This window comes from Singulisphaera acidiphila DSM 18658, from assembly GCF_000242455.2.
Taxonomy (GTDB): domain Bacteria; phylum Planctomycetota; class Planctomycetia; order Isosphaerales; family Isosphaeraceae; genus Singulisphaera; species Singulisphaera acidiphila.
The window spans coordinates 5,561,467-5,582,285 of record NC_019892.1 but is presented as its reverse complement, the minus strand read 5'-3'; the positions used below and the strand labels follow the sequence as shown (position 1 = coordinate 5,582,285).

19 protein-coding genes are annotated in these 20,819 nt (G+C 64.1%); 1 reads left to right on the top strand and 18 read right to left on the bottom strand.

Annotated features, from left to right (window positions below; all coding sequences use genetic code 11):
* Positions 1-5: 5 nt before the first annotated feature.
* The 18 genes from SINAC_RS22045 to SINAC_RS21965 form a co-directional block, all read right to left on the bottom strand.
* A complete protein-coding gene (locus SINAC_RS22045) occupies positions 6-560 on the bottom strand; it encodes a hydrogenase maturation protease (protein ID WP_015247801.1) in 555 nt (184 codons plus the stop codon).
* On the bottom strand, positions 557-871 hold the full coding sequence (locus tag SINAC_RS38155; RefSeq protein WP_052315659.1) for a hypothetical protein: 315 nt from the start codon (positions 869-871) through the stop codon (positions 557-559). Before SINAC_RS38155 ends, SINAC_RS22045 begins: the two co-directional genes overlap by 4 nt.
* Positions 849-1,934 carry a hypothetical protein gene (locus SINAC_RS22040; protein ID WP_052315658.1) on the bottom strand — a complete coding sequence of 362 codons (1,086 nt, stop codon included), beginning with the start codon at positions 1,932-1,934 and terminating at the stop codon, positions 849-851. The genes SINAC_RS38155 and SINAC_RS22040 overlap by 23 nt, the downstream gene beginning before the upstream one ends.
* Positions 1,931-2,590 (bottom strand): DUF6084 family protein, encoded by a 660-nt coding sequence (locus SINAC_RS22035; protein ID WP_015247800.1) that lies wholly within the window; start codon positions 2,588-2,590, stop codon positions 1,931-1,933. Before SINAC_RS22035 ends, SINAC_RS22040 begins: the two co-directional genes overlap by 4 nt.
* The gene (locus SINAC_RS22030) at positions 2,571-3,224 is read right to left on the bottom strand and encodes a DUF5947 family protein (RefSeq protein WP_015247799.1); all 654 of its coding nucleotides are present in this window, start codon (positions 3,222-3,224) and stop codon (positions 2,571-2,573) included. Before SINAC_RS22030 ends, SINAC_RS22035 begins: the two co-directional genes overlap by 20 nt.
* Before the next feature lie 42 nt (positions 3,225-3,266).
* The gene (locus SINAC_RS22025) at positions 3,267-3,848 is read right to left on the bottom strand and encodes a NifU family protein (RefSeq protein ID WP_015247798.1); all 582 of its coding nucleotides are present in this window, start codon (positions 3,846-3,848) and stop codon (positions 3,267-3,269) included.
* Positions 3,849-3,854: 6 nt separating this feature from the next.
* Positions 3,855-5,657: a nickel-dependent hydrogenase large subunit gene (locus tag SINAC_RS22020; RefSeq protein ID WP_015247797.1), complete on the bottom strand. Its 1,803-nt coding sequence runs from the start codon at positions 5,655-5,657 to the stop codon at positions 3,855-3,857.
* Between the two features lie 26 nt (positions 5,658-5,683).
* Complete coding sequence (locus tag SINAC_RS22015) at positions 5,684-6,757, bottom strand: NADH-quinone oxidoreductase subunit B family protein (protein WP_015247796.1); 1,074 nt, start codon at positions 6,755-6,757, stop codon at positions 5,684-5,686.
* 414 nt (positions 6,758-7,171) lie between these two features.
* Entirely contained in the window at positions 7,172-8,260 is a 1,089-nt protein-coding gene (gene hypE / locus SINAC_RS22010) for a hydrogenase expression/formation protein HypE (protein ID WP_015247795.1), read from the bottom strand.
* On the bottom strand, positions 8,257-9,423 hold the full coding sequence (gene hypD, locus SINAC_RS22005) for a hydrogenase formation protein HypD (RefSeq protein WP_015247794.1): 1,167 nt from the start codon (positions 9,421-9,423) through the stop codon (positions 8,257-8,259). The genes hypE and hypD overlap by 4 nt, the downstream gene beginning before the upstream one ends.
* Entirely contained in the window at positions 9,420-9,671 is a 252-nt protein-coding gene (locus SINAC_RS22000; protein WP_015247793.1) for a HypC/HybG/HupF family hydrogenase formation chaperone, read from the bottom strand. Before SINAC_RS22000 ends, hypD begins: the two co-directional genes overlap by 4 nt.
* A gap of 10 nt (positions 9,672-9,681) precedes the next feature.
* On the bottom strand, positions 9,682-11,964 hold the full coding sequence (hypF, locus tag SINAC_RS21995) for a carbamoyltransferase HypF (RefSeq protein WP_015247792.1): 2,283 nt from the start codon (positions 11,962-11,964) through the stop codon (positions 9,682-9,684).
* A 473-nt stretch (positions 11,965-12,437) separates the two neighbouring features.
* Entirely contained in the window at positions 12,438-12,638 is a 201-nt protein-coding gene (locus SINAC_RS21990) for a hypothetical protein (RefSeq protein WP_015247791.1), read from the bottom strand.
* A 331-nt stretch (positions 12,639-12,969) separates the two neighbouring features.
* Positions 12,970-14,067, bottom strand: coding sequence for a DUF1559 family PulG-like putative transporter (locus tag SINAC_RS21985; protein WP_015247790.1), 1,098 nt, complete (start codon positions 14,065-14,067; stop codon positions 12,970-12,972).
* Between the two features lie 404 nt (positions 14,068-14,471).
* Positions 14,472-14,672 carry a hypothetical protein gene (locus SINAC_RS21980; RefSeq protein ID WP_015247789.1) on the bottom strand — a complete coding sequence of 67 codons (201 nt, stop codon included), beginning with the start codon at positions 14,670-14,672 and terminating at the stop codon, positions 14,472-14,474.
* 45 nt (positions 14,673-14,717) lie between these two features.
* Complete coding sequence (locus SINAC_RS21975) at positions 14,718-17,099, bottom strand: FdhF/YdeP family oxidoreductase (protein ID WP_015247788.1); 2,382 nt, start codon at positions 17,097-17,099, stop codon at positions 14,718-14,720.
* A 36-nt stretch (positions 17,100-17,135) separates the two neighbouring features.
* On the bottom strand, positions 17,136-17,942 hold the full coding sequence (fdhD, locus tag SINAC_RS21970) for a formate dehydrogenase accessory sulfurtransferase FdhD (RefSeq protein WP_020467204.1): 807 nt from the start codon (positions 17,940-17,942) through the stop codon (positions 17,136-17,138).
* A 489-nt stretch (positions 17,943-18,431) separates the two neighbouring features.
* Positions 18,432-18,713: a hypothetical protein gene (locus SINAC_RS21965; protein WP_015247786.1), complete on the bottom strand. Its 282-nt coding sequence runs from the start codon at positions 18,711-18,713 to the stop codon at positions 18,432-18,434.
* A gap of 439 nt (positions 18,714-19,152) precedes the next feature.
* Between SINAC_RS21965 and SINAC_RS21960 the strand changes: the two genes are divergently transcribed.
* A complete protein-coding gene (locus SINAC_RS21960; RefSeq protein ID WP_015247785.1) occupies positions 19,153-20,463 on the top strand; it encodes a nucleotide disphospho-sugar-binding domain-containing protein in 1,311 nt (436 codons plus the stop codon).
* The last annotated feature ends 356 nt before the right edge of the window (positions 20,464-20,819 follow it).

Genomic DNA, 20,819 nt, shown 5'->3' with positions numbered 1-20,819 from the left:
GAGACTCAGGTGTGCAAATCGCCCGAAACCGCTCGAGCGCCGACGTGTTGCCCCTCGCGGAACTGCGTGACGAGCGACTCGACCAGGAGGACCGCATCGTCAACGGACCCCGCAACCGCCTCGCTCAGCTCCATCGTCGGGTCGTCCTCCTCTCTCCAAGGGGTCGGCTCGCAACCGACCAGCAGGACAGGCTTGCGATACCCCCCCAGGGAAATGACAAGGCGAAAGACTTTTACGGGATCGAGTGAATGCGTCTCGATCAGTGCCCCTTCATGGGGGTCGCATTCAACCCCGCTTTCCCACTCGGGCTCGATCACATAGAGCGTGCCAGGCGCATCGCCACGCGGCACGGCATCGACCAGGATGGCAACGTCGGTCGCGTCGTCGAGGAGGGCGAGCGCCAGGTCAAACCCACGAATGCCGAAATCGACCAGGCGTACCCCGTCGGGCCGGGGGCGACCCGCCAGCCGGCGAGCAACCTCGGGGCCAAACGCATCGTCACTCAGGAAAATGTTCCCGACGCAGGCGATGAGGATTTGCGGGTGGATGGTCATGGTCATGAGGGAGCCTCCGGCTCGTCGCCGAGCGGTTCGACCTCCTCGGGCCGGAAGAAGAAGCGATGCCCCGGTTTTCCCGCCGCGCCCAGGTCGCGCCCGGGATCATCGTCCACCGTCACGGCGAGGTGGATCCGGTCTTCGAAGTCTTGCTCGATGGCCGCAATGACGGCGGTCTTCCCCTTCAAGGCCAGGTCCATGATATCCGCCGTGCCCAGCGGCCAGAGCCGGACCGGAGCGCCCAACCGAAACTCGACCCCGGCGACCCGAACGCTCTGGAGCTTGGGCGGCTCGTTAGTCGGATCCCAACGCTCCATGGCTCTCCCCTCCTCTCCCCAAGAACGGGCGTGCTTCGCGCATCGACCCATGCAACTCCATGAGCTGACCACGGGCGAGCGACTCGGTCCGTTCCAAGAGGCCGCGCCCCCGCGCATCGAGCTCGGCCATCGCACGCTTCTCGTCGTCGCTGAGCGTCATGATCCGGAGCGTGAGGATCTCGTCGATCTCCGTCGCGTCGAAAAGGTCTCCCGGACTTTCCGGCGCGATCTGCGGATAGTCGTAGAGGATGATCGGCGACGACAGGATCGTGTCGACGTCCCCCTCGGCCCCGACGAGCACCGGCCATGTCCCTTCATTCCGGCAGCCCGCCGTCAACGCACACAACGAGTCAGGGGGGTCAAGCAATGAAATGAACGCACCCTCCCGGATGCCGAGCGACGTATGCGTCGAGACCAAGGTCTGCATGAGAACCTCCTCACGGTCATCGGTCAGAGCCTCGAATCGCGTCTGATTCTCGATCCGAACCGTGATCCGGAAGAGGCTGTCCCCCACGGCCTCGGCCGAGAGCTCAACCACGCCTTCCACCGAACTTTGCCGCCGTTCGAGAAGCCCGACCAGACTCCCGGAAGGGTCGCGCACCGGCTCTCGCCCCACTCCAGCGCCAAACCGAAAGCCAAGGCGGCGCGGATGGGCAGCAAGGCCCCCCAGGTCCACGTCGTCCAGGCGGATCTCCCGTTCGACCGCTTCCTGCCACGAGTGAACGACGGAGTCGCCGACCCGCAGTGATTCGACGAAGCGGACCGGGGTCAACGCATCGATTGGCCCATCGCCCCACGAAGCGTCCAACTCGCCAACCTGACGCGCGACGAGATGGAGGAAGCGGACGGAGACAGTCAGCGCAGTGCCTGGAGATCCTCGGGCCAGGCATTGCGTCTGCATCGTGGACGCATCCGCCCCCGGGCGGCCCGCCGTGTATTCCGGCGGATAGAGGCCGCCGAACGACCAGCGCTGGCGGTTCTTCACCGACGGGCGGTAGGGGTACAACAGATAGCCCTCGTAGAGGAGGGCGTTGACGAGCCGGTCGACGAGACTCTGATTCATGGCTCCACTCGCTCACGGCAAGCGTCCAGAAGGCGTTCCATGGCCTGTTCCCAGGTCGGCAATCCGAGCCGGCTCTTATACAGATAGAGTTGATCGAACACGTCCTGACGCAAGCAGAGCCAGGCACTGTTGGGATAATAGAGTTCCATCATCTCCTTCCAGACCGGGACCGGGAGCCGGTAGTCAGCCTCTTTCTCCCAGGAGATCGGACTGACCTGCAACGCCCCCTGCTCATCCTCGGCGTAGAAGATGGTCCCGCTGAATAGCAAGCTGAGCGCGACCTCACCGTCCTCCAGGGCATAAAAATACTTGGTGGCCGCGACGTTGAAGTCGTACGTGCAAGGCACGGGGAGATCCACCAGGGTCCGCCCTCGAAACGGTGCGACGATCAGGCTTGTATGGGTCCAGAGCATGCTCCGGAGCGTCTGACCCCAGCGAGTCGGCTCGCCGAAAAGGTCGAGAAGACGTTCCTGTTCTCCCGGACCATACTGTCGTCGGGTCGGCTCGATCCGGATCTGGCACCGCAGGGCCACAGCCGGGATCGGCAGCGATTCGGCTCCGGCCGAATCCGTGATCCGGAGCTGGAAGTTCAGTTGAGGGGCCGCGGCAAACGGGACCGGCGCGGCCCCTTCGACCTCAAAGTTCAGGTCCGGCATGGAGTGCGCCTCCCGACGGCCGAGACCGCTCCTTGAGCCCCGCAAAGAACCGAGCGATCTCCGCCCAGACCGCCGTCCCCCCCGACAGGCCCCGCCAGTGCATGCGGATCAGGCCGACCAGCTTGTAACACTCGTCAATCGACACGTAATAGTACGTATGATTCTCTCCCAGCCGATTGACAAGCAGGGCCTCGACTTCCGGCTCCATCGCCCCGAGGACCGGGTTCTCCCTGGCCAGTTGGTCCCAGGTCTCGAACGTCAGGAGCGACTCGGTCGCCCCCGCCGGGCTCGGGAAATAGGCGTGCACGCGCCCGGCCGCCGTACTTCGGATGAAGAAGGCGAGGTTGATCGGCAAGTGCAGACCTTCCCATTGCTCGTCGCTCAAGAGGAAGTCATCAAGCGACTCCGCCCGCGACGGGACTCGGCGAAAGCGAGCCTCGTGCTGGCCGCTGAACAGGATCGAGCAGGCGTCACAGCAGCAGTGGAGTTGCCGCGTGGCCGATTCCAGCAAGTGAGGATGCTCGGCCGCCAGCCCGAGGCCGCAAAGCTCGCAGCGCTCGACGGGGGGCCGAGGTCGGACGAACTGGCGAAGCACGGCCCACGGTCGTTGATCCGCCGGTGAGGTCGACTTCATGACGGCTCCTCTCCGACTCGGATGAGTCTCATCGACCTCGTTTCAAGGCGCATTGACACGGCGCACACCGCCCCCGGCCAGCGCCGGCTCCAGCGTCACGATCGGCAGAAGCGACGAAAGGTTCGCCGGCTCGACGACCCCTTCCACCTCGATTGACGCAACGTCTGGGGCGGCACCGAAGATGGCCGTCTCAATCGTCTGTCTCAGGGTGGCCGCCGAGGAAGGACAGCCGTGGCAGCTCCCCTGCATGCGGAGCCGGACCACATCCCCGTCGATGCCCAGCAGTTCGACGTCGCCGCCGTGCGTGTGGAGTTGAGGGCGGACCTGATCGAGCGCCTGGGCCACCCGCGTTTCCAGGTCGTGGGGGTGAAGGCCGTGGAGGAGGAGCAGGCTCGAGGTCAGCTCGTCCTCCGCAGCCTGCTCCAGGATCGCACGGCCGGGTGGGCCGGCGACGGCGATCTGCCCGACGAGGTTGGCCAGGGCCGCGCCGTGGAATTCGAGGAGGGCCTGGACGATCTCGCGGGCCTGCCCCTGCACAACCGGATCGGCGAAGCGCTCGATCTCGTCGATCAGCGCCTCGATCCGGCCGATCCGGCTGCGGAAGTCGTTGTCAGTAGCATTCACGGGTGGTCACTCCGGTCGATGGGCGCCGAACATGGGGGAGTGGTTGACTTGGAGGACCTTGCCGTTGCCCATGAACATGTGGACGCCGCACGGCAGGCAAGGGTCAAAGCTGCGGACCGCCCGCATGATGTCGATCCCTTTGAACTTGTCGGGGCCGTTCTCCTCGAAGATCGGGGTGTTCTGGACCGCGTCCTCATAGGGGCCAGGCGTGCCGTAAATGTCACGCGGGCTCGCATTCCAGGGGGTGGGGGGATAGGGGTGATAGTTGGCGATCTTGCCCCCTCGGATCACGACGTGATGGGAAAGCACTCCACGCACCGCCTCATGGAAGCCACAGCCGATCGCCTCGTCGGGCACCTTGAAATCGGTCCAGGTCTTGGTCCGGCCGGCATGCAGCTCCTTGAGCGCCTGCTCGGTGAAGTAAAGGGCCGCCGCCGCCGCATAGGCCTGGAAGTAGGTCCGGGCGCGGTCGCGTTCGATGGCGTTGCTCCACTTGGGGATCTTCCACTCGAACTCGACTTCGGGCTTCGTGGCGGTCTTGGGCAGGTAGATCTTGACGCTCTGGCCGGTCGCCTTGATGTAGCCGATGTCGACGAGGCCGGCCAGCGCAGTGGCCCAGAACCGGGCGAGCGGGCCGCCCCCCGTGTCGAGGGCCAGGTGTTCCTTGGTCCGCGCGTCATACCAGCGCGGCGACATCACCCAGGTGTACTTGTCCTTGAAGTCGCGTTTCTGCGGCTTCGGGTTGGTCGTCTGGTTCCAGGGGTGGCGGGGGTCGACCGGGTTGCCCAGGGGGTCGTTCTTGACGAACATCTCGCCCCCTTGCCAGTCGTCGTAAAACGAACTGCCCAGGAGGATGCGGAGGCCGAGGTTGATCTCAACCAGGTCGGTCGTCACGAGCTTGCCGTCGACGACCACCCCGGGGGTGACGTACATCGCCCGGCCCCACTCCGTCATGTTCTTATACGTGTAGTCGCAAACGTCGGGGTTCTGGAACGAGCCCCAACAGCCCAGGAGCACCCGGCGCCTGCCCACCTCTTCATAGCCCGGAAGGGCCTGGTAGAAGAAGTCGAACAGGTCATCGTGCAGAGGGACGACCTTCTTCATGAACTCGACGTACTTCATCAGCCGGACGAGGTAGTCGGTGAAGAGCTGGACCGTGGGGACCGTGCCGACCCCGCCGGGGTAAAGGGTCGAGGGGTGAACGTGCCGCCCTTCCATCAGGCAGAACATCTCGCGCGTCATCCGGCTCATCTGGAGGGCTTCGAGGTAGAACGACCCGGTGAACGGGTTGAGCGCCCGCATGATGTCGGCGATCGTATGAAAACCGTGGAGGTCGGCGTGCGGCGCCTCGGTCCGTTCGGCCAGATCGAGAACGCCCGGATTCGTCTCCTTGACCATCGTCTCGCAGAAGTCGACGCCGACCAGATTATCCTGAAAAATATTGTGATCGAACATATACTCGGCCGCCTCGCCGAGGTTGACGATGCACTCGGCCATGTTCGGCGGGCGAATACCAAAGGCCATGTTCTGGGCATAACAGGCGCAGGTCGCGTGGTTGTCGCCGCAGATCCCGCAGATCCGACTGGTGATGAAGTGGGCGTCGCGCGGGTCTTTACCCTTCATGAAGATGCTGTAACCGCGGAAGATCGACGACGTGCTGTAGCATTCGGCGACCCGGTGGTTGGTAAAGTCGATCTTGGTGTAAATCCCCAGGCTCCCGACGATCCGGGTAATCGGATCCCACGACATATCCACAAGATGGCCGGTCGACGCGCGGACATCTTTTTCGGGCGTGACAACGGTCGCCATCGTTCGGCTCCTTTTTTTCCTTGGGTTCAGGATTTGACGGGGGTTGGTGGATGATACCCGGTGGTCAGCTCGGGGCGGCGATGACGCCACTTCGGCTCCTTGTTGGCCGTATCCATCGTCCAGCCGCGCAGCTTCCGGATGACCCGGCCGTAGAACCCGATGGCGACCGAGGAGAGGCGAGCGCCTGGGGGTTCATCCATGAAGGGCATGAACTTGTCGGGGAAACCCGGCATGGTGCAGCCGATACAGATCCCGCCGACGTTGGGGCAGCCGCCGATGCCGGCCATCCAGCCCCGCTTGGGCACGTTGCAATTGACCACGGGCCCCCAGCAGCCGAGCTTGACCAAGCACTTCGGCGACCCGTATTCGTGGGCGAAGTCCGCCTGCTCGTAGTAGCCTGCGCGGTCGCAGCCGTCGTGGACCGTTTTCCCGAACAGCCAGGTGGGTCGGAGGCAGTCGTCCAGGGGAATCATGGGCGCCAGGCCGGCCACCTGATAGAGGAGGTAGAGCAGCGTTTCCATGAAGTTGTCGGGCTGAACCGGACAGCCCGGGACGCAGACGATCGGCAGCCCGGCCTTCGATTTCCAGTCCCAGCCCAAGTAGTCGGGCAGGCCCATGCAACCCGTGGGGTTGCCCTCCATCGCATGGATCCCGCCGTAGGTCGCACAGGTGCCGATCGCCACAACGGCCACCGCCTTGGGCGCGAGCCGATCGATCCATTCGCAGGTCGTGATCGGCTGGCCGGTCCTCTGGTCCGTCCCGAGCGCAGCCCAGTAGCCTTCCCGGTGAATCTTCTCGTTGGGGATCGACCCCTCGACGACGAGGACGAACGCGCCAAGGCGGCCATCGTCGGCGAGGTACCAGTATTTCATGAACTCATCACCGTTCTCGTAGGCGAGTACGGGATTATGCAGATAGACCTTGGGGAGTCCGGGGATCGCCCCCCGCAAAACGTCCTCGATACTCGGCTGAGTGGCCGCCGTGATCGAGACCGTGTCGCCGTCACAGCCGAGCCCGGCCGTGATCCAGAGAACGTGGACTTCCTTGACCGCCGGTGAGTGTTGCGTCTTCCGGCCGTAAGGCACTGTCGCCGCCACCATGGTCAGACTCCTCTCCGGTAGGTGCTCGGTGCAAATCAACAACGGGTGCTGGCTCTCCTCGCATTCACACGTTCATTCCTCAATTTCGCGCGACGGTTTATGAGCAGCCCCGAGGGGCGACCGCACCCGTAGCCAAAGGTAAAACCCTGGAAAACATTCCGATGCCTGTGTCGATGGCCAGCCCTGGAGGGGCGACCGTTTTTAGCCAGGAGTGAAACCCCTGGAGAACATTCCGATGTCCGCGTTGATTGCAGCCCCGGAGGGGCGACCGTCAGACTCAGCACACGACTTTTGACGGTCGCCCCTCCGGGGCTGCAAAGGGTCTTCATTTGAGATCATCTTCTTTCCAGGGGTTTCACCCCTGGCTAAAAACGGTCGCCCCTCCGGGGCTAAAATGAATCCCCAGCTACCTCCTCAACAGATGCGCGGCAACTGTTCGCCCGAGAGCAGGGTGACGACTCGCTCCCCCCCCACAATCGAGCGAAGGGTGACCATCCCTGGGTGCTCGGCCACGACCTGGCCGATGAGTGCGGCATTCCGGCCGAGCGGGTGGGTGCGCATCACGGCGACGAGCCGTTCGGCATCCTCTGCGGGGACGACGGCGATCAGCTTTCCTTCGTTGGCGACATAGAGCGGGTCGAGCCCGAGCATTTCGCAAGCACCCCGGACCTCGGCACCGACCGGGATGGCGGCCTCGTCGAGCCGGACGCCCACGCCGGACGCCTCGGCCAGCTCATTCAAGGCGCTCGAGACACCGCCGCGCGTCGGGTCGCGCATCGCCCGGATCGAGGGGCAGGCGTCGAGCATGACCCGGACCAGGTCGGTCAGCGGGGCCGTGTCGCTCTCGAGCACGGTCTCGAACTCGATCCCCTCACGGACCGACATGATGGCAATTCCATGATCGCCGATCGTCCCTGAGACCACGAGGCAATCACCCGGCCGTGCGGACCGGATCGAGAGCGAGCGCCCTTCGGGAACCAGGCCAAGGCCCGAGGTCGTGATGAACACCTTGTCGCCCTTGCCACGATCGACGACCTTGGTGTCACCCGTGACCAGGGTAACCCCCGCCTCGTCACAGGCCGAGCGCATCGAGGCGACGATCCGTTTCAGGTCGGCCAGCGGCAGCCCCTCTTCGAGGATGAACGCCGCCGAGAGAAAGAGCGGGCGAGCGCCTCCGACCGCCAGGTCGTTCACCGTTCCATGTACGGCAAGCTTGCCGATATCTCCACCCGGAAAGAAGAGCGGCCGCACGACGAACGCATCGGTCGTGAACGCGATTCGAGGCGCCTTCACGCCATTGTCCGTCCCAAAGCGGAGCGTAGCCTGATCCTCGAGTGCCTCGAGCACATCATTGCGAAACGCAGGGACGAAGAGGCGCTGGATCAGCTCGTTCGTCAGGAGGCCGCCGCCACCGTGGCCGAGCACGATCTGGTCGTAACGCGACTGAGGCACCGGGCAGGCGCCGAAGAGTTCGGGATCAAGCATCCCAGCAGGCTCGCTCATCGGACAACCTCCTTGCCGGCACCGAGGGGCAGCAAGTCTTCGACGGGCACCATCGCATCGCGGGAATTCGTCTTCTCGAGATGCCGGCCGTAGGCGTAATAGGCGGCACACGCCCCTTCCGAGGAAACCATCGTCGCGCCCAGCGGATTTTGCGGCGTGCAGGTCAAGCCGAAGGCCGGGCAATCGTGAGGCTTTTTGAGCCCCTTGAGGATCTCGCCGCTGATGCAGATCGCCGACTCCTGGGTCTCGATATTGGAGACGGCGAACCGCGCCTCGGCGTCGTGGTCGTGATACTCGGGGCGGAGCTTGTAACCGCTCAGGGGGATGAGACCAATCCCCCGCCACTTGCGATCGCAGACGGCAAAGACATCGTCGATGAGTGCCTTCGACGCCGGATTCCCGGCCGGCCGGACCGCGCGGGCATACTGGTTCTCCACCTCCGCACGCCCTTCTTCCAACTGGCGGACAACCCGGAGCACCCCTTCGAGCAGGTCGAGCGGCTCGAAGCCCGTGACGACGATCGGTACTTTAAACCGCTCGGCGATCGGCTCATACTCACCGCATCCGACGACCGTGCAGACGTGCCCCGGGCCCAGGAAGGCGCGGACCCGATTGCCCGGGGACTGCAAGATGGCGGTCATCGCCGGCGGCACGAGTACGTGCGAGACCAGGACGCTGAAGTTCGTCAGCCTGCGTTTTCGGGCCAGCCAGACGGCCATCGCGTTCGGCGGTGCAGTCGTCTCGAACCCGATCGCGAAGAAGACGACCTGCCGGCTGGGGTTGGCTGCCGCCAGGCTCACGGCGTCGAGCGGCGAATAGACGATCCGGACGTCCGCCCCTTGCGACTTGAGCTGCAACAAGTCACCCCGTGACCCGGGGACGCGCAGCATGTCGCCGAACGAGCAGAAGATCACATCGGGCCTCGAGGCGATCGCATGTGCCCGGTCGATCATCTCGAGCGACGTCACACAGACGGGGCAGCCCGGCCCGTGCACCAGCTCGACCTCGGGGGGCAAGATCCGGTCGATCCCGTACTTGACGATGGTGTGGGTCTGCCCGCCGCAGACCTCCATGATCGTCCAGGGTCGGGTCACTGTCCTTGCGATCGCCGCCGCAAGCTTTTCCGCCCCGACGCTGTCGCGGTACTCGTCGAGATATTTCATGGCGAATGCGCCTCCAGGTCGTCGAGCTGATTCATCTCCTCGAGGAACGCAAAGACCCGCTTCGCCTCGACCTCATCGATCCGCGACAGGGCAAATCCCACATGAACAAGCACGTATTCATTCGCCACGATATCGGGCACGTGCTCCAGGCAGACCCGCTTATAGACCCCGCCGAACTCCACGCGCCCCATCAGGACGTCGTGCTCGGTGTAGGTTTCGACCACCCTGCCGGGGATTCCGAGGCACATCGGCAACTCCTCATCCAAGGACCAACCCCGCCTCTTGCCAGGCCGCCGCGACCGCAAGCTGTCCCAGGCACAGGCCGCCGTCATTCGGAGGGACGCGCTGATGGCGATAGACCCGGAACCCGTCTCGCGTCAGCCTGGCGACCGTCTCGGTCGTCAGCAAGACGTTCATGAACACCCCACCGCTCAAGACCACGGTGCTGGGCCCGTTCTCCTCAGCCAGCCGCCCACAGACGGCGGCAATCACCTCGACCAGCGTCGTCTGAAACCGGCGGCCGATCACCGCCGCGGCGCAGCCCTTCCGCAAGTCGGCGGCCACCCCGGCGATCAGCGGCCTCGTGTCGATCACGAGGCTCGGGCCGGCCTCGATCTCAAACGGGTAAGCCCGATCGGCGGCCACGTTAGATGCGAGCTGTTCGAGTTCGATCGCCGCCTGTCCCTCGAAACAGACATGGTCACGCACGCCGGCCAGGGCCGCGACGGCGTCAAAGAGCCGGCCCACGCTCGAGGTCAACGGGGCGTTGAACCGCCGCTCCAACTGCTGATTCACAACATGCAAGGCCGGTGCCGGAATCCGCGCGAACCAAGACGAGCCGTCCTGGGGTTGGGCATCGGCCAGGTGTGCGACGGCCATCCGCCAGGGCTCGCGAATGGCCTGCTCGCCGCCGGGCATCGCCACATAGCGGAGGTGGGCTGCACGTCGGAAGGCGAGGTAATCGCCCGTGAGGAACTCTCCGCCCCAGATCGCGCCGTCCGTTCCATATCCGGTCCCGTCGAAGGCGACACCGATGACCGGCTCGTTCAGGCCATGCTCTGCCATGCAGCTCGCGACGTGCGCGTGGTGATGCTGGACCGCAACCCGAGGAATCTCCCCGGCACGCTCGGCCGCGTACCGCGTCGACGCATAGTCCGGATGGAGATCATGGGTAATCAATTCCGGCTGAAATGCAAATAAGCGTTCGTAATGGGCGATCGCGTCGACATAGGCCCGATACGCCTCATAGTGGTCCAGGTCGCCGAGGTGATGGCTCAATACCACGTGTCGTCCCCGTCCCAGGGCGAACGTCGTTTTCAACTGCCCCCCGAGCGCCAGCGTGGGCCGTCGGCAGGCAACCGGCAGGCTCATCGGTTGCGGGGCATGACCGCGAGAGCGGCGGAGCGGGAGCTCTTTCCCTTCGACAAGGCGCGTCACCGAGTCATCGCAGCGCATATGGATCGGGCGATTATGGGTCAGGTAGAGGTCGGCGATGCCTGCAAGCCGCTCCCGCGCGTCATCGTCTTCATAGGCGATCGGCTCGTCGGACCGGTTGCCGCTAGTCATCACCAGGGGCGTCGCGCCGAGGGCGCGGAGCAAGAGATGGTGGAGCGGAGTATACGGCAGCATCACGCCGAGGTCGTGATTACCAGGGGCAACGGCGACAGCTACGTCCGCCCCCGGCCGCCTGCGGAGCAAGACGATCGGCCGCCGTCTCGATTCCAGCAACGCTTCCTCACTCGTGGAAATCTCCGCGATCGCGTGTGCACCGGCCAGGTCGGCCACCATGAGGGCGAACGGCTTCGCGTCGCGCTGCTTGCGCCGCCTCAACTCCGCCACCGCCGTCTCATCCGCCGCCAGGCAGGCCAGGTGGTATCCCCCCAGACCTTTGAGGGCGACGATCTTCCCTTGACTCAGCGCCGCGACGGCGGCTTTCAGAGGGTCCTCCGACGCGAAGGATCTTCCCTGCGCATTGACGGCCTGCAATCGAGGTCCGCACGCGGCGCAGGCGATCGGCTCGGCATGGAACCGACGATTATGTGGATCTTCATATTCCTTGCGACACGCAGCGCACATGACGAACGATTCCATCGTCGTCCGCTCACGGTCATAAGGCGCGTTCCGGATGATCGTGAACCGCGGCCCGCAGTTGGTGCAGTTCAGGAACGGATAGCGATACCGCCGATCGCCTGGATCGAACAGTTCGGCGAGGCAATCGTCGCAGGTGGCGACGTCCGGGGAGGGAAAAATCAGGCTCGTGGCGTCGGCGCTGCTCGCCTCGATCCGAAAGCAAGTGTCATTCCGAGGAAGACAAGACGTCCAGCTCACCTCCTCGAACTGCGCCAGCGGCGGAGGCCGCTTCATCAACGCGACGAAGAAACCATCGACAGAACGATCCTCCCCCTCCACTTCAATGAGCACGCCGCCCGTCTGATTCTTCACGAAGCCGTGAAGACCAAACTCCGACGCCAGCCCGAAAACGAAGGGGCGGAGTCCGACTCCCTGCACGATCCCACTGATCGAGATCGCTCGGCGTTCCATAAGCGCGCATCTCCGGACGTATGGCCCATCCGAAAGACCAAAACCCACGTCCTCAAGAGAGAAAGACAGGGCCGACCTTAAAGGGGGGCGATCCGCTCGAGAGAGAAGCCGTTACTTACAGATAACCCTTGAGGTTCCTTATTTCATACAGCTTTTCACTCGTCACCCTCGCCTGTCAACAGCAAAATCCCCTTGACCCGCAGGATCCGCCCAAGCAACGAGAGGGGATTTCGCACGAAAAAATCAGAGACCGAGCGACCTGGGTGGCTGGGGCCCGGACTCAGCCACCCGGAATCTACGCCTCTGACAAGTGATCAACGCCCTAAGCGGCTGACCTCGATCTTCCTTGATTTTCCGAGGGGTGGCCGTGGCCCCACCAAGACGACTGGGTGACACATAATTCAAGGAGGACTGCGACCAACGGCGGGGTGAATCGTCTCATCGTCCTCGGCACCATCATCCTGCCGGTACTCTTAGTGGCGGGCGTTCTTGCCGGCCCCACCGGGCCGCGGGGGCGGCTGCATCTGCTGGAGCTTCTTCGAGGCCTCCAGGCCGGCGTCCGGGCGGGTCTCATCGATCGTCGGCGCAGTCCCACCGCCACCCTCGCCGCAGCCGGGGAGGGCAAAGAAGACCGCCAGGACAAGGCCGACCGACGTCATTCGCGTGAAAGACATGGAACAATCCTCTTCGCATTTGTCAAACATTGAGGGAAAGGCCGGGCGTCTCGTATGACCGGCCTTCGGGGCGTCGATGATTCTGTTGAAGAGTCGCAAGGAGGGCTCGGGCGACAACCTTCTCCCCCTGAGAGAGAAGGTGCCCCGCGGGGGCGGATGAGGGGTCGACCGCCGCGGGATCTCGCCATCGGCCCGGGCACGTCCCGCCTTCCGATCCGAAGGCCTCAGGCCGGGCCACCCCTCATCCGGCCTTCGGCCCCCTTCTCCACTCAAGGGGAGAAAGATTTCGCGTCGCGAGCTTTTCCAGCATCTCGACAAAGCAGACGTCGAATCAGAACGAGTCGGAGCTGACGATCTCGCCGCCGGCCCGGGTACCCACCGCCCACCAGGTCGGGATCGCGACAGTGTCTTTGAAGAACCGAACGGAGCCGTCGGCCATGCAGGCGTTGACGCCGCCGGAATGATTGCTCCCAACGGTGATAGCGTCGATGGCCTGGCCCGGCGGATAACCCTCAGCCATGCACGAGATGCCGTTGGGCGTGTTGACGTGGGTGTAACTGTTGAACCGAAGGGTGTTGGCGTGCGAGCCCGCCCAGACCGCGCCGGCGATCCAGGAGTTGTTCTGCTGTCCGGCGGTGGAGGTGGTGGCAGGCAGCGAGCGGCAGGCCTGGACGAACGCCATGGCCTGCACGCTGCCTCCCGAGTCCGCCGTGACGGTCGACACGGGGCCGAAGGTGACTCGCTTCGCGTCCGCCGAGCCGCGGGTAACCGTAACATCGCCAGGCCCGATGCCGACCAGCCGCTCGCTGAACGCCACGGTGTTCGACGTGCCGTCGGTCACGCTCTCGATGCCGATCGTCCTGCAGTTGTTGGGGTAGTTCGTCCCCACCCCTGTTTTCTGGGCCTCTTCCCGCATTGGGATGATGACACCGCTCCAGGTCGACATCGATGCCGGGCCGCCGGCATTGGCGCAGTAGTTCATCCAGGAGGAAGCAAGCCATGGTCCCGTGCCCATGCTCTCCGACGGACAGATGAACGTCGCCACCCGCGCCCGGCAGACCGTCTGGTAATTCTGCACCTGGTCCGCACCGAACGAGTAGTTCGCCGCGTTGGCCAGCTGCTGCTGCTCCATATTCGGCATCAGCGACGCGGCCCAGCCCAGCGGCCAATTGCCCCAGCCGGGGCTTGCAGGACCAGAGATCCACATGTTGCCCGCCAGCGGCGGGAAGCTATTCTGTGCGGATATATAGTTGTGGAGCCCCAGACCGATCTGCTTGAGGTTGTTGACGCACTGGGCGCGGCGGGCGGCCTCTCGGGCCGCCTGCACGGCCGGCAGGAGTAGGGCGATCAGGACCGCGATGATGGCGATGACCACGAGGAGTTCGATCAGAGTAAATCCTGAGCGCCGACGCAAGTCAGAGAGACACATGCGCGCAGTTCCTTCCAGCAAGGAGACGTAATGAACGAGATGTTCGCACGATAGAGAGTCGCGGGACCAGCTATGAGAAAGGGATGGCCCCGTGAACGTGATAGTAGATAATGCTTCGCCGCTCAGATCAAGGGTGCCCTAAAGAAACGAGGGGGAATGCCGCTCCGAACATCACTCCGCCACGTCCCCTAAACCTCTGTGCCATCAGGCTTTGCGGCGTTCAATAAACACAAATACAATAACATTTGCAATATTTCGATCCAACGGAAAGCCTGCAGAATCAAGGGCTTAAGAATTTTGATCTGACGGAACACCTGCAGAATCAAGGGCTTAAGAGTTTTAATATCACGCACTCGTGCAAATGCGTACCAGAATCGTAACGGAGTAGTAGCCCGGTTTCCTTGCTACAGCGTCAGCGAAGCCAGGATTTTCGCTTGCTCCGCATCGAAAAGGGTCATGGAGATGTGGAGGCATTCAATCTGGTAGGCAACCTCATCGAGCGGCTTGCCATATTCGACCATCGAACCCACCACGAACGATTGGATGCAATCATGTCCGACCAGCGGCCCGATATTGCCCGCTAGTCCTGCGGGGCCAATGACCATTCCGACGGCCGCGCCTTCATCACGCTCGGGCAGCTCGACAACGGCTTAGTGAGGCGAGCGAGACTTCTCCTGACTTTGATCGGGCGATTCGGTTGGGACCACGCGGATGACGACGGACTTCGAGGCGGGGGTCCGGCTGCCGTCGGCGTAGTCATCGACCGGAACAAGCACGTTTGCTTCGGGGAAGTAAGTGGCCGTGCAGCCGCGAGGAATGTCGTACGGGACCACGATGAACCGAGGGGCAAGCCGGCGCTCGCCGCGGAACTCGCCGATCAGGTCGACCACCTGGCGGTCGACCAGGCCGAGGGCGGCGATGTCGTGCGCGTTCATGAAGACGACGCGCCGCTCGTGGTAGACGCCGCGATAGCGGTCATCCAGGCCGTACACGGTCGTGTTGTACTGGTCGTGGCTGCGGATGGTCATCATCAGCAACTGGCCGGGGGCAAGCTCAATCCGGGGGATCGGCAAGACGCTGAACTTGGCCTTGCCGGTGGACGTGTCGAACCGGCGTCCGGCGGCCGCGTTCGGGAGGATGAATCCGTTCGGCTGGCGAACCCGGTTGTTGAAGTCTTCAAATCCAGGGATCACCTGGGCTATCCCATCGCGAATCCGGTCGTAGTTCGCCGCCAGGGATTCCCAGTCCACCTGCGAGTCGAACCCGAAGACGGCCCGAGCGAGGCGCGTCACGATCGCCGGCTCGCTCAGCAGAAATGGAGAAGCCGGCACCAGGCCCCCACGCGAGCTATGGACCGCGCTCATGGAATCTTCGACCGTCACAAACTGGAGCCCGCCCGCCTGTTGATCCAACTCCGTCCGGCCGAGGCAAGGCAAGATCAGGGCCTGGCGGCCGGTGACCAGATGCCCTCGGTTCAGCTTCGTCGAGACTTGCACCGTCAGTCGGCAACGGCGGAGGGCCTCGGCCGTGTAGGCCGTGTCCGGGGAGGCGGAATGAAAATTGCCGCCCATTGCAAAGAAGACGTGGGCCCGGCCTTCGTGCATCGCCTTGATCGCGGCCACCACGTCAAAGCCGTGCTCACGAGGGGGCTCAAAGCCGAACGCGCGGCCGAGCCGGTCGAGGAATCCGGGCGACGGGCGTTCATAGATGCCCATCGTCCGATCCCCTTGCACGTTGCTATGCCCCCGGACCGGGCAAGCCCCCGCCCCCGGCCTGCCCAGGTTACCCCGGAGCAAAAGCAGGTTGACGACCTCCTGAATATTCGCGACCCCGTTCTTATGCTGGGTCAGCCCCATCGCCCAGCAGACGATTACGCGCTCGGCCTTGATGTAGATCTGCGCAGCACGACGGATCAGGGCAAGGTCGACGCCGCTCTGCTCGAGAATCTCCTCCCAGGAAGCCGCGTCGAGGGCCGCCGCGAACGCCTCGAAGCCGGACGTATGCTCGGCGATGAACGCCCGGTCAAGGACCTCGCCGGGACGCCGGCGCTCTTCGTCCAGGACCTCCTTCATGATCCCCTTGAGGAGGGCCACGTCGCCGTTGATCCGGACGGGGAGGAACAGCTCCGCGATCGCCGTCCCCCCCTTGAGCATATCGCCCACGTGCTGGGGATGGGCGAACCGGTCGAGCGCCCGCTCGTGGAGCGGATTCACGCTGACGATGTGGCAGCCGTGCCGGGCGGCGGCTTCGAGCGCGGAGAGCATCCGGGGGTGATTGGTCCCCGGGTTCTGGCCGATCACGAAGATCGCGTCGGCCAGGTTGAAGTCAGCGAGCGAGACCGTCCCCTTGCCCACGCCGATCGTATCGCCCAGGCCGACGCCACTCGACTCGTGGCACATGTTCGAGCAGTCGGGGAGGTTGTTGGTGCCAAACAGGCGGACGAAGAGCTGGTAGAGGAACGCAGCCTCGTTGCTCGTGCGGCCCGAGGTATAGAAGATCGCCTCGTCAGGGGTGTTGAGCCTGTGAAGCTCTTTGGCGATCAGGTCGAAGGCGTCGTCCCAGGTGATCGGCGTGTAGCGGGACGCGCCCTCGGTGAGGACCATCGGGTGCGTGAGCCGGCCCTGCGACTCGAGCCAATGGTCCGACTGCTCGAGGAGGAGGGGGATCGACCATTCGTTGAAGAAGTCGGGCGTCACGCGCCGGGTCGTGGCCTCGGCCGCGACCGCCTTGGCCCCGTTCTCGCAAAACTCGGCATGCGAGCGGTGATCGACGCCGGGCTCGGGCCAGGCGCAGCCGGGACAGTCGAAGCCGTGGGCCTGATTGACTTTGAGCAGAGTCGAGGCGCCCCGGAACATCCCCATCTCATGCATCGTGTGCTTGACGGTGCTCGCGATCGCGCCAAAGCCGGCCGCAGGATGGTGATAGGGCCGGACATCGACCTTGGCCAACTCGGCGGGATGGACCACAGGTTCAGCGTGCGCCGAGGCAGGGTCAGAGGCCGGGGCCGATGACTTCCCGATCGGATCAGACATGGACGCCTCTCCCCTATCTATTTATTTTCGGAAACGTCACCGTCGCGGGTCGATCCGATCAGCGTGGGTGTAGACATTGAAGCTCGCGCCGCGGAGGAAACCAACCAGGGTGATTCCCAGCCGCTCGGCCACAGAGACCGCGAGCGTGGAAGGGGCCGAGACCGCGCACACGATCGGGACCCCGGCAACGGCCGCTTTTTGCAGGATCTCGAAACTGGTCCGCCCCGAGACGAGCAGGATTCGCCCCGAGAGCGGCAAGAGCCCATCCAAAAGAGCACGACCGACCAGCTTATCGACCGCGTTATGCCGGCCGACATCCTCACGCAAAGCGAGCAGGCGACCGTCAGCGTCGAACAGGCCGGCGGCGTGCAGGCCCCCGGTCCGGTCGAAGACCGTCTGCGCCCCCCGGAGGACCTCGGGCAAGCTGATGAGGACCGAGCGGCCGATCACCGGCCCCGCCTCCACCGGTGCGCAGCGCACGGCGACCTGCTCGAGCGTGGCTTTACCGCAGACGCCACAGCTCGAGGTCGCGAAGAAGTTTCGCTTCAGGGCCGAGCCGTCGAACGGCCGCGACAGGGCCACCTCGATGATGTTGCAAGCGGCGCGGCCCGGCCGCTCGTTGAGCGGTTTCGCGGTGACCACCTCGGCGCAAGAGGCGATCAGACCTTCCGTATAGAGGAACCCGACGGCCAACTCGGGGTCGGCTCCCGGCGTCCTCATGGTCACGGCCACGCTGGTCGCCTTCTGACCGGGTCCACCGGCCCGGATCTCCAGCGGCTCCTCGGCCACGATCCAGTCGTCCCGCTCGCGCGCCCCTTCCGGCCCCATGACAACCACCGTCACTGCGGCGGCATCCCGGGGGGTGCTTGGGCCTGCGTCAAGGTGCGTAATGGGGAGACTCGAAGCCGATTCGTGACTCATCATCGGTTCAGGCAATCAGCCGCCTTTGCGGCAGTGATAACGAAAGCCTTGGGCCGCGCGACCGAACGGCCGACGTCGTTATTATTTATGCGAGAAAAACTCTCGACTGTCGCACATTCTATGGGATTCTAGAGGAGAATGACGCGGTGTAAACCCCTTTGCGATCGCGATCGCAAGTACGGCCCCGCCCTTGCCCGCCTCGGGGTATTCGCACGCCCCCTCTTGAAACAGCCAGGCTAACACACGGGTCTGGGGAAATCTATTTTCGAGCCGGTTCGCGCAAAAAAAAAGAACGCCCAAGCCCCAAAGATCAGACGCAACCTCGCCTCAGCAGGCCCGGCCATTGGGAGATTGTTCTCCCTCGGCGCTCCACCTTCGATGCCGAATTCCGGCCGGGCCGGCCGGGTGACTTCAACTGCCGTGACGCGGGCTGACCACGCGCCAGGAGAGCACGTCATAGAGCCGGTCGAGGGTCGCCTGGACCGAGTTCCGCGTCCCCCAGCCTCCCCAGGCGAAAAGGACGCCGCTCTCCACCCCCAGATAGGTCAACTTGACCCGCACGCCGTCGCTGCGCGGCTCGATCGCAACGGCCGGGCGCGTCCGCCCGTTCGGCGTCCAGGCCTCGACCGCGGCAACCAGCTCCGGTTCCGCTCCCAAGCTCGGGATCATAACGATGTCCTTCATCGTGCTCATCTGGATGTTTCCTGGCTCCTGCCGGGGGCCCCACGGTGCGGGTACTCGCTCCTCCAAGGGGGCGCGACTCGCGGCGTAGGTCTACCCGATCAACTGATCGCATGTCAACTGACGTCTGGGGGGGAATTTTCGGCAACATGTCGCCCCAACTTGAGGGCTCGTCGCCTTTATTGTTCGGCCGTGAGCCCCTCCCGGGATTCCCCGCGAACACCCTTTCTTCATCGATCCGGGTCGGACGAATCGCGTTGTTCTGGTCGTCCGGAACAACCTCGAGCCGTGGTGGGGCCCGGGAGGCAAGCCCGGTGTGCAAAGACAGGATTTGTGCGGATTGGTATACTTGGGCAAGAAAACGTCCTGAAAGGGTACACGCCCCCTTGTTCCGTGGAGTCCGGTTTTGGCGACTATTGCGATTTGTGTTTTTCCAACGCCAAGCGTAATCATGAGCGCGATTGCTCTCGCCAAACGTCTGCGACAGCGAGGGCATACCATCTGGATCATCAGCACGCCGGACGTTGAGGAGATGGTCCGGGCCGAGGAGGTCGAGTTCATGCCCGTGCTGGCGGGCCTGTTCCGTTCCGGGTCCTTCGCCAAGGAGCTGCGGTTCCTGGCCACGCTCTCGTGGTTTGCCAAGTTACGAGAGCTGCGCCGGCTCACGCGGATTTACCGGTCGATCGTCAACCGGATGCTGGCCTCCCGGGACAACGAGGTCGACCATGCGTTCGATCGAATCGCTCCTGACCTGGCGCTCTTCTATTCCGACGTCCCCAACCTGGTGGTCGCCCCTTTGGTCGCCTTGCGGCGTGGGCTGCGCTGTGCCTATCTGACGCCGCTGTTCTATTCGTATCGTGGCCCGGCGTCCCCACCGATGCGGGCCGGGATCGTGCCGCGTCCCGGTTTTTGGAGCGGGCTGGCGGTCCGATGGGCCTGGACGCGGTTCCTCTCGAAACGGAACACATTCCGGCGCCTCGACATTGCGCTAGGCCTCGACGTCAACCTACCGCAACTCGTGCGTCAGCTCGCTCCCTCGCAAAGCGAGGCGGGCCGGCCGATCCAATGGGATTGCTTCCTGGCCCCCAAACTCTCGCTCCCCGAATTCTTCCTCGCGCCTCGCGAGTTGGAGTTCGACTTCGAACCTCGAGCCGGGAGTCACTGGCTCGGCTGGTGCTTCGACGAAGATCGGGCCGAGCCGCCGTTCTCATCCGAGCCGCTCGACCGATCCCGGCCGCTCGTCTATTGCGCGATGGGGACCCAGTTCCTTTCCTTCGTGCCGGCCCCTCGTCGCCGTGCTTTTCTCCAAGCCGTCCTTGATGCGTGCGCCGCCCGACCGCACCTCCAACTCGCGCTGGCGACCGGGGGCGCCCTCGGGTCGGAAGTTCTCGAGCTGAACGCGCCGGGCGCCATCGTCCGCGAGCACTTGCCCCAGCTCCAGATGCTCAATCATGCCCGAATCATGATCACACACTGCGGCCTACACACCTTGATGGAGTGTGCTGCTCGAGGCGTGCCGATGATCGCATTCCCGCTCGGGTTCGACCAGTTCGGCAACGCCGCCCGCGTCGTGTATCACGGGCTCGGCCTGCGCGGCGATTTCCGGCGAGCCACGGCGGAAACCATCGGTCGGCTCATTGATGAAGTGCTCAACGACGAAGCCATACGCCAGCGCAGTGCGGCCATGGCGGCCCTCGCCCGGAACCACGCGCCTTACGAATCAGAAATGGCCGCTCTCGAAGCCCTCGCGGAGCCGTCGTAACCCCTTGAGCCAACAATAAGTCGATCACGTGACGGGCCGTTGGACGTTGGCAGACGCGGCCTCCGAGCCCAAGAAGCACGCTCTCTCCCCCCCTTCCCGCTTCATCGCCTCACGCAGCTCACGTCCCAACAACGCCTCGACGAGCAAGGCGAAGAATTCTTTCAACCACGAAATCAATTACACACAAACTCAAATCGCGAACAATAAAACTCATATCGAAAGCGGTCTGTCCTGACCGCCGAAGCAAAGCGAACGGTGGGCGATCGGGCATTACTGTGGATGAAACAAGAGCGAAGAATGCCTGAGACCGCCCGCCGTCGATTAGATCTGAGCGGAGTGAGGTTGTGGTGTAATCG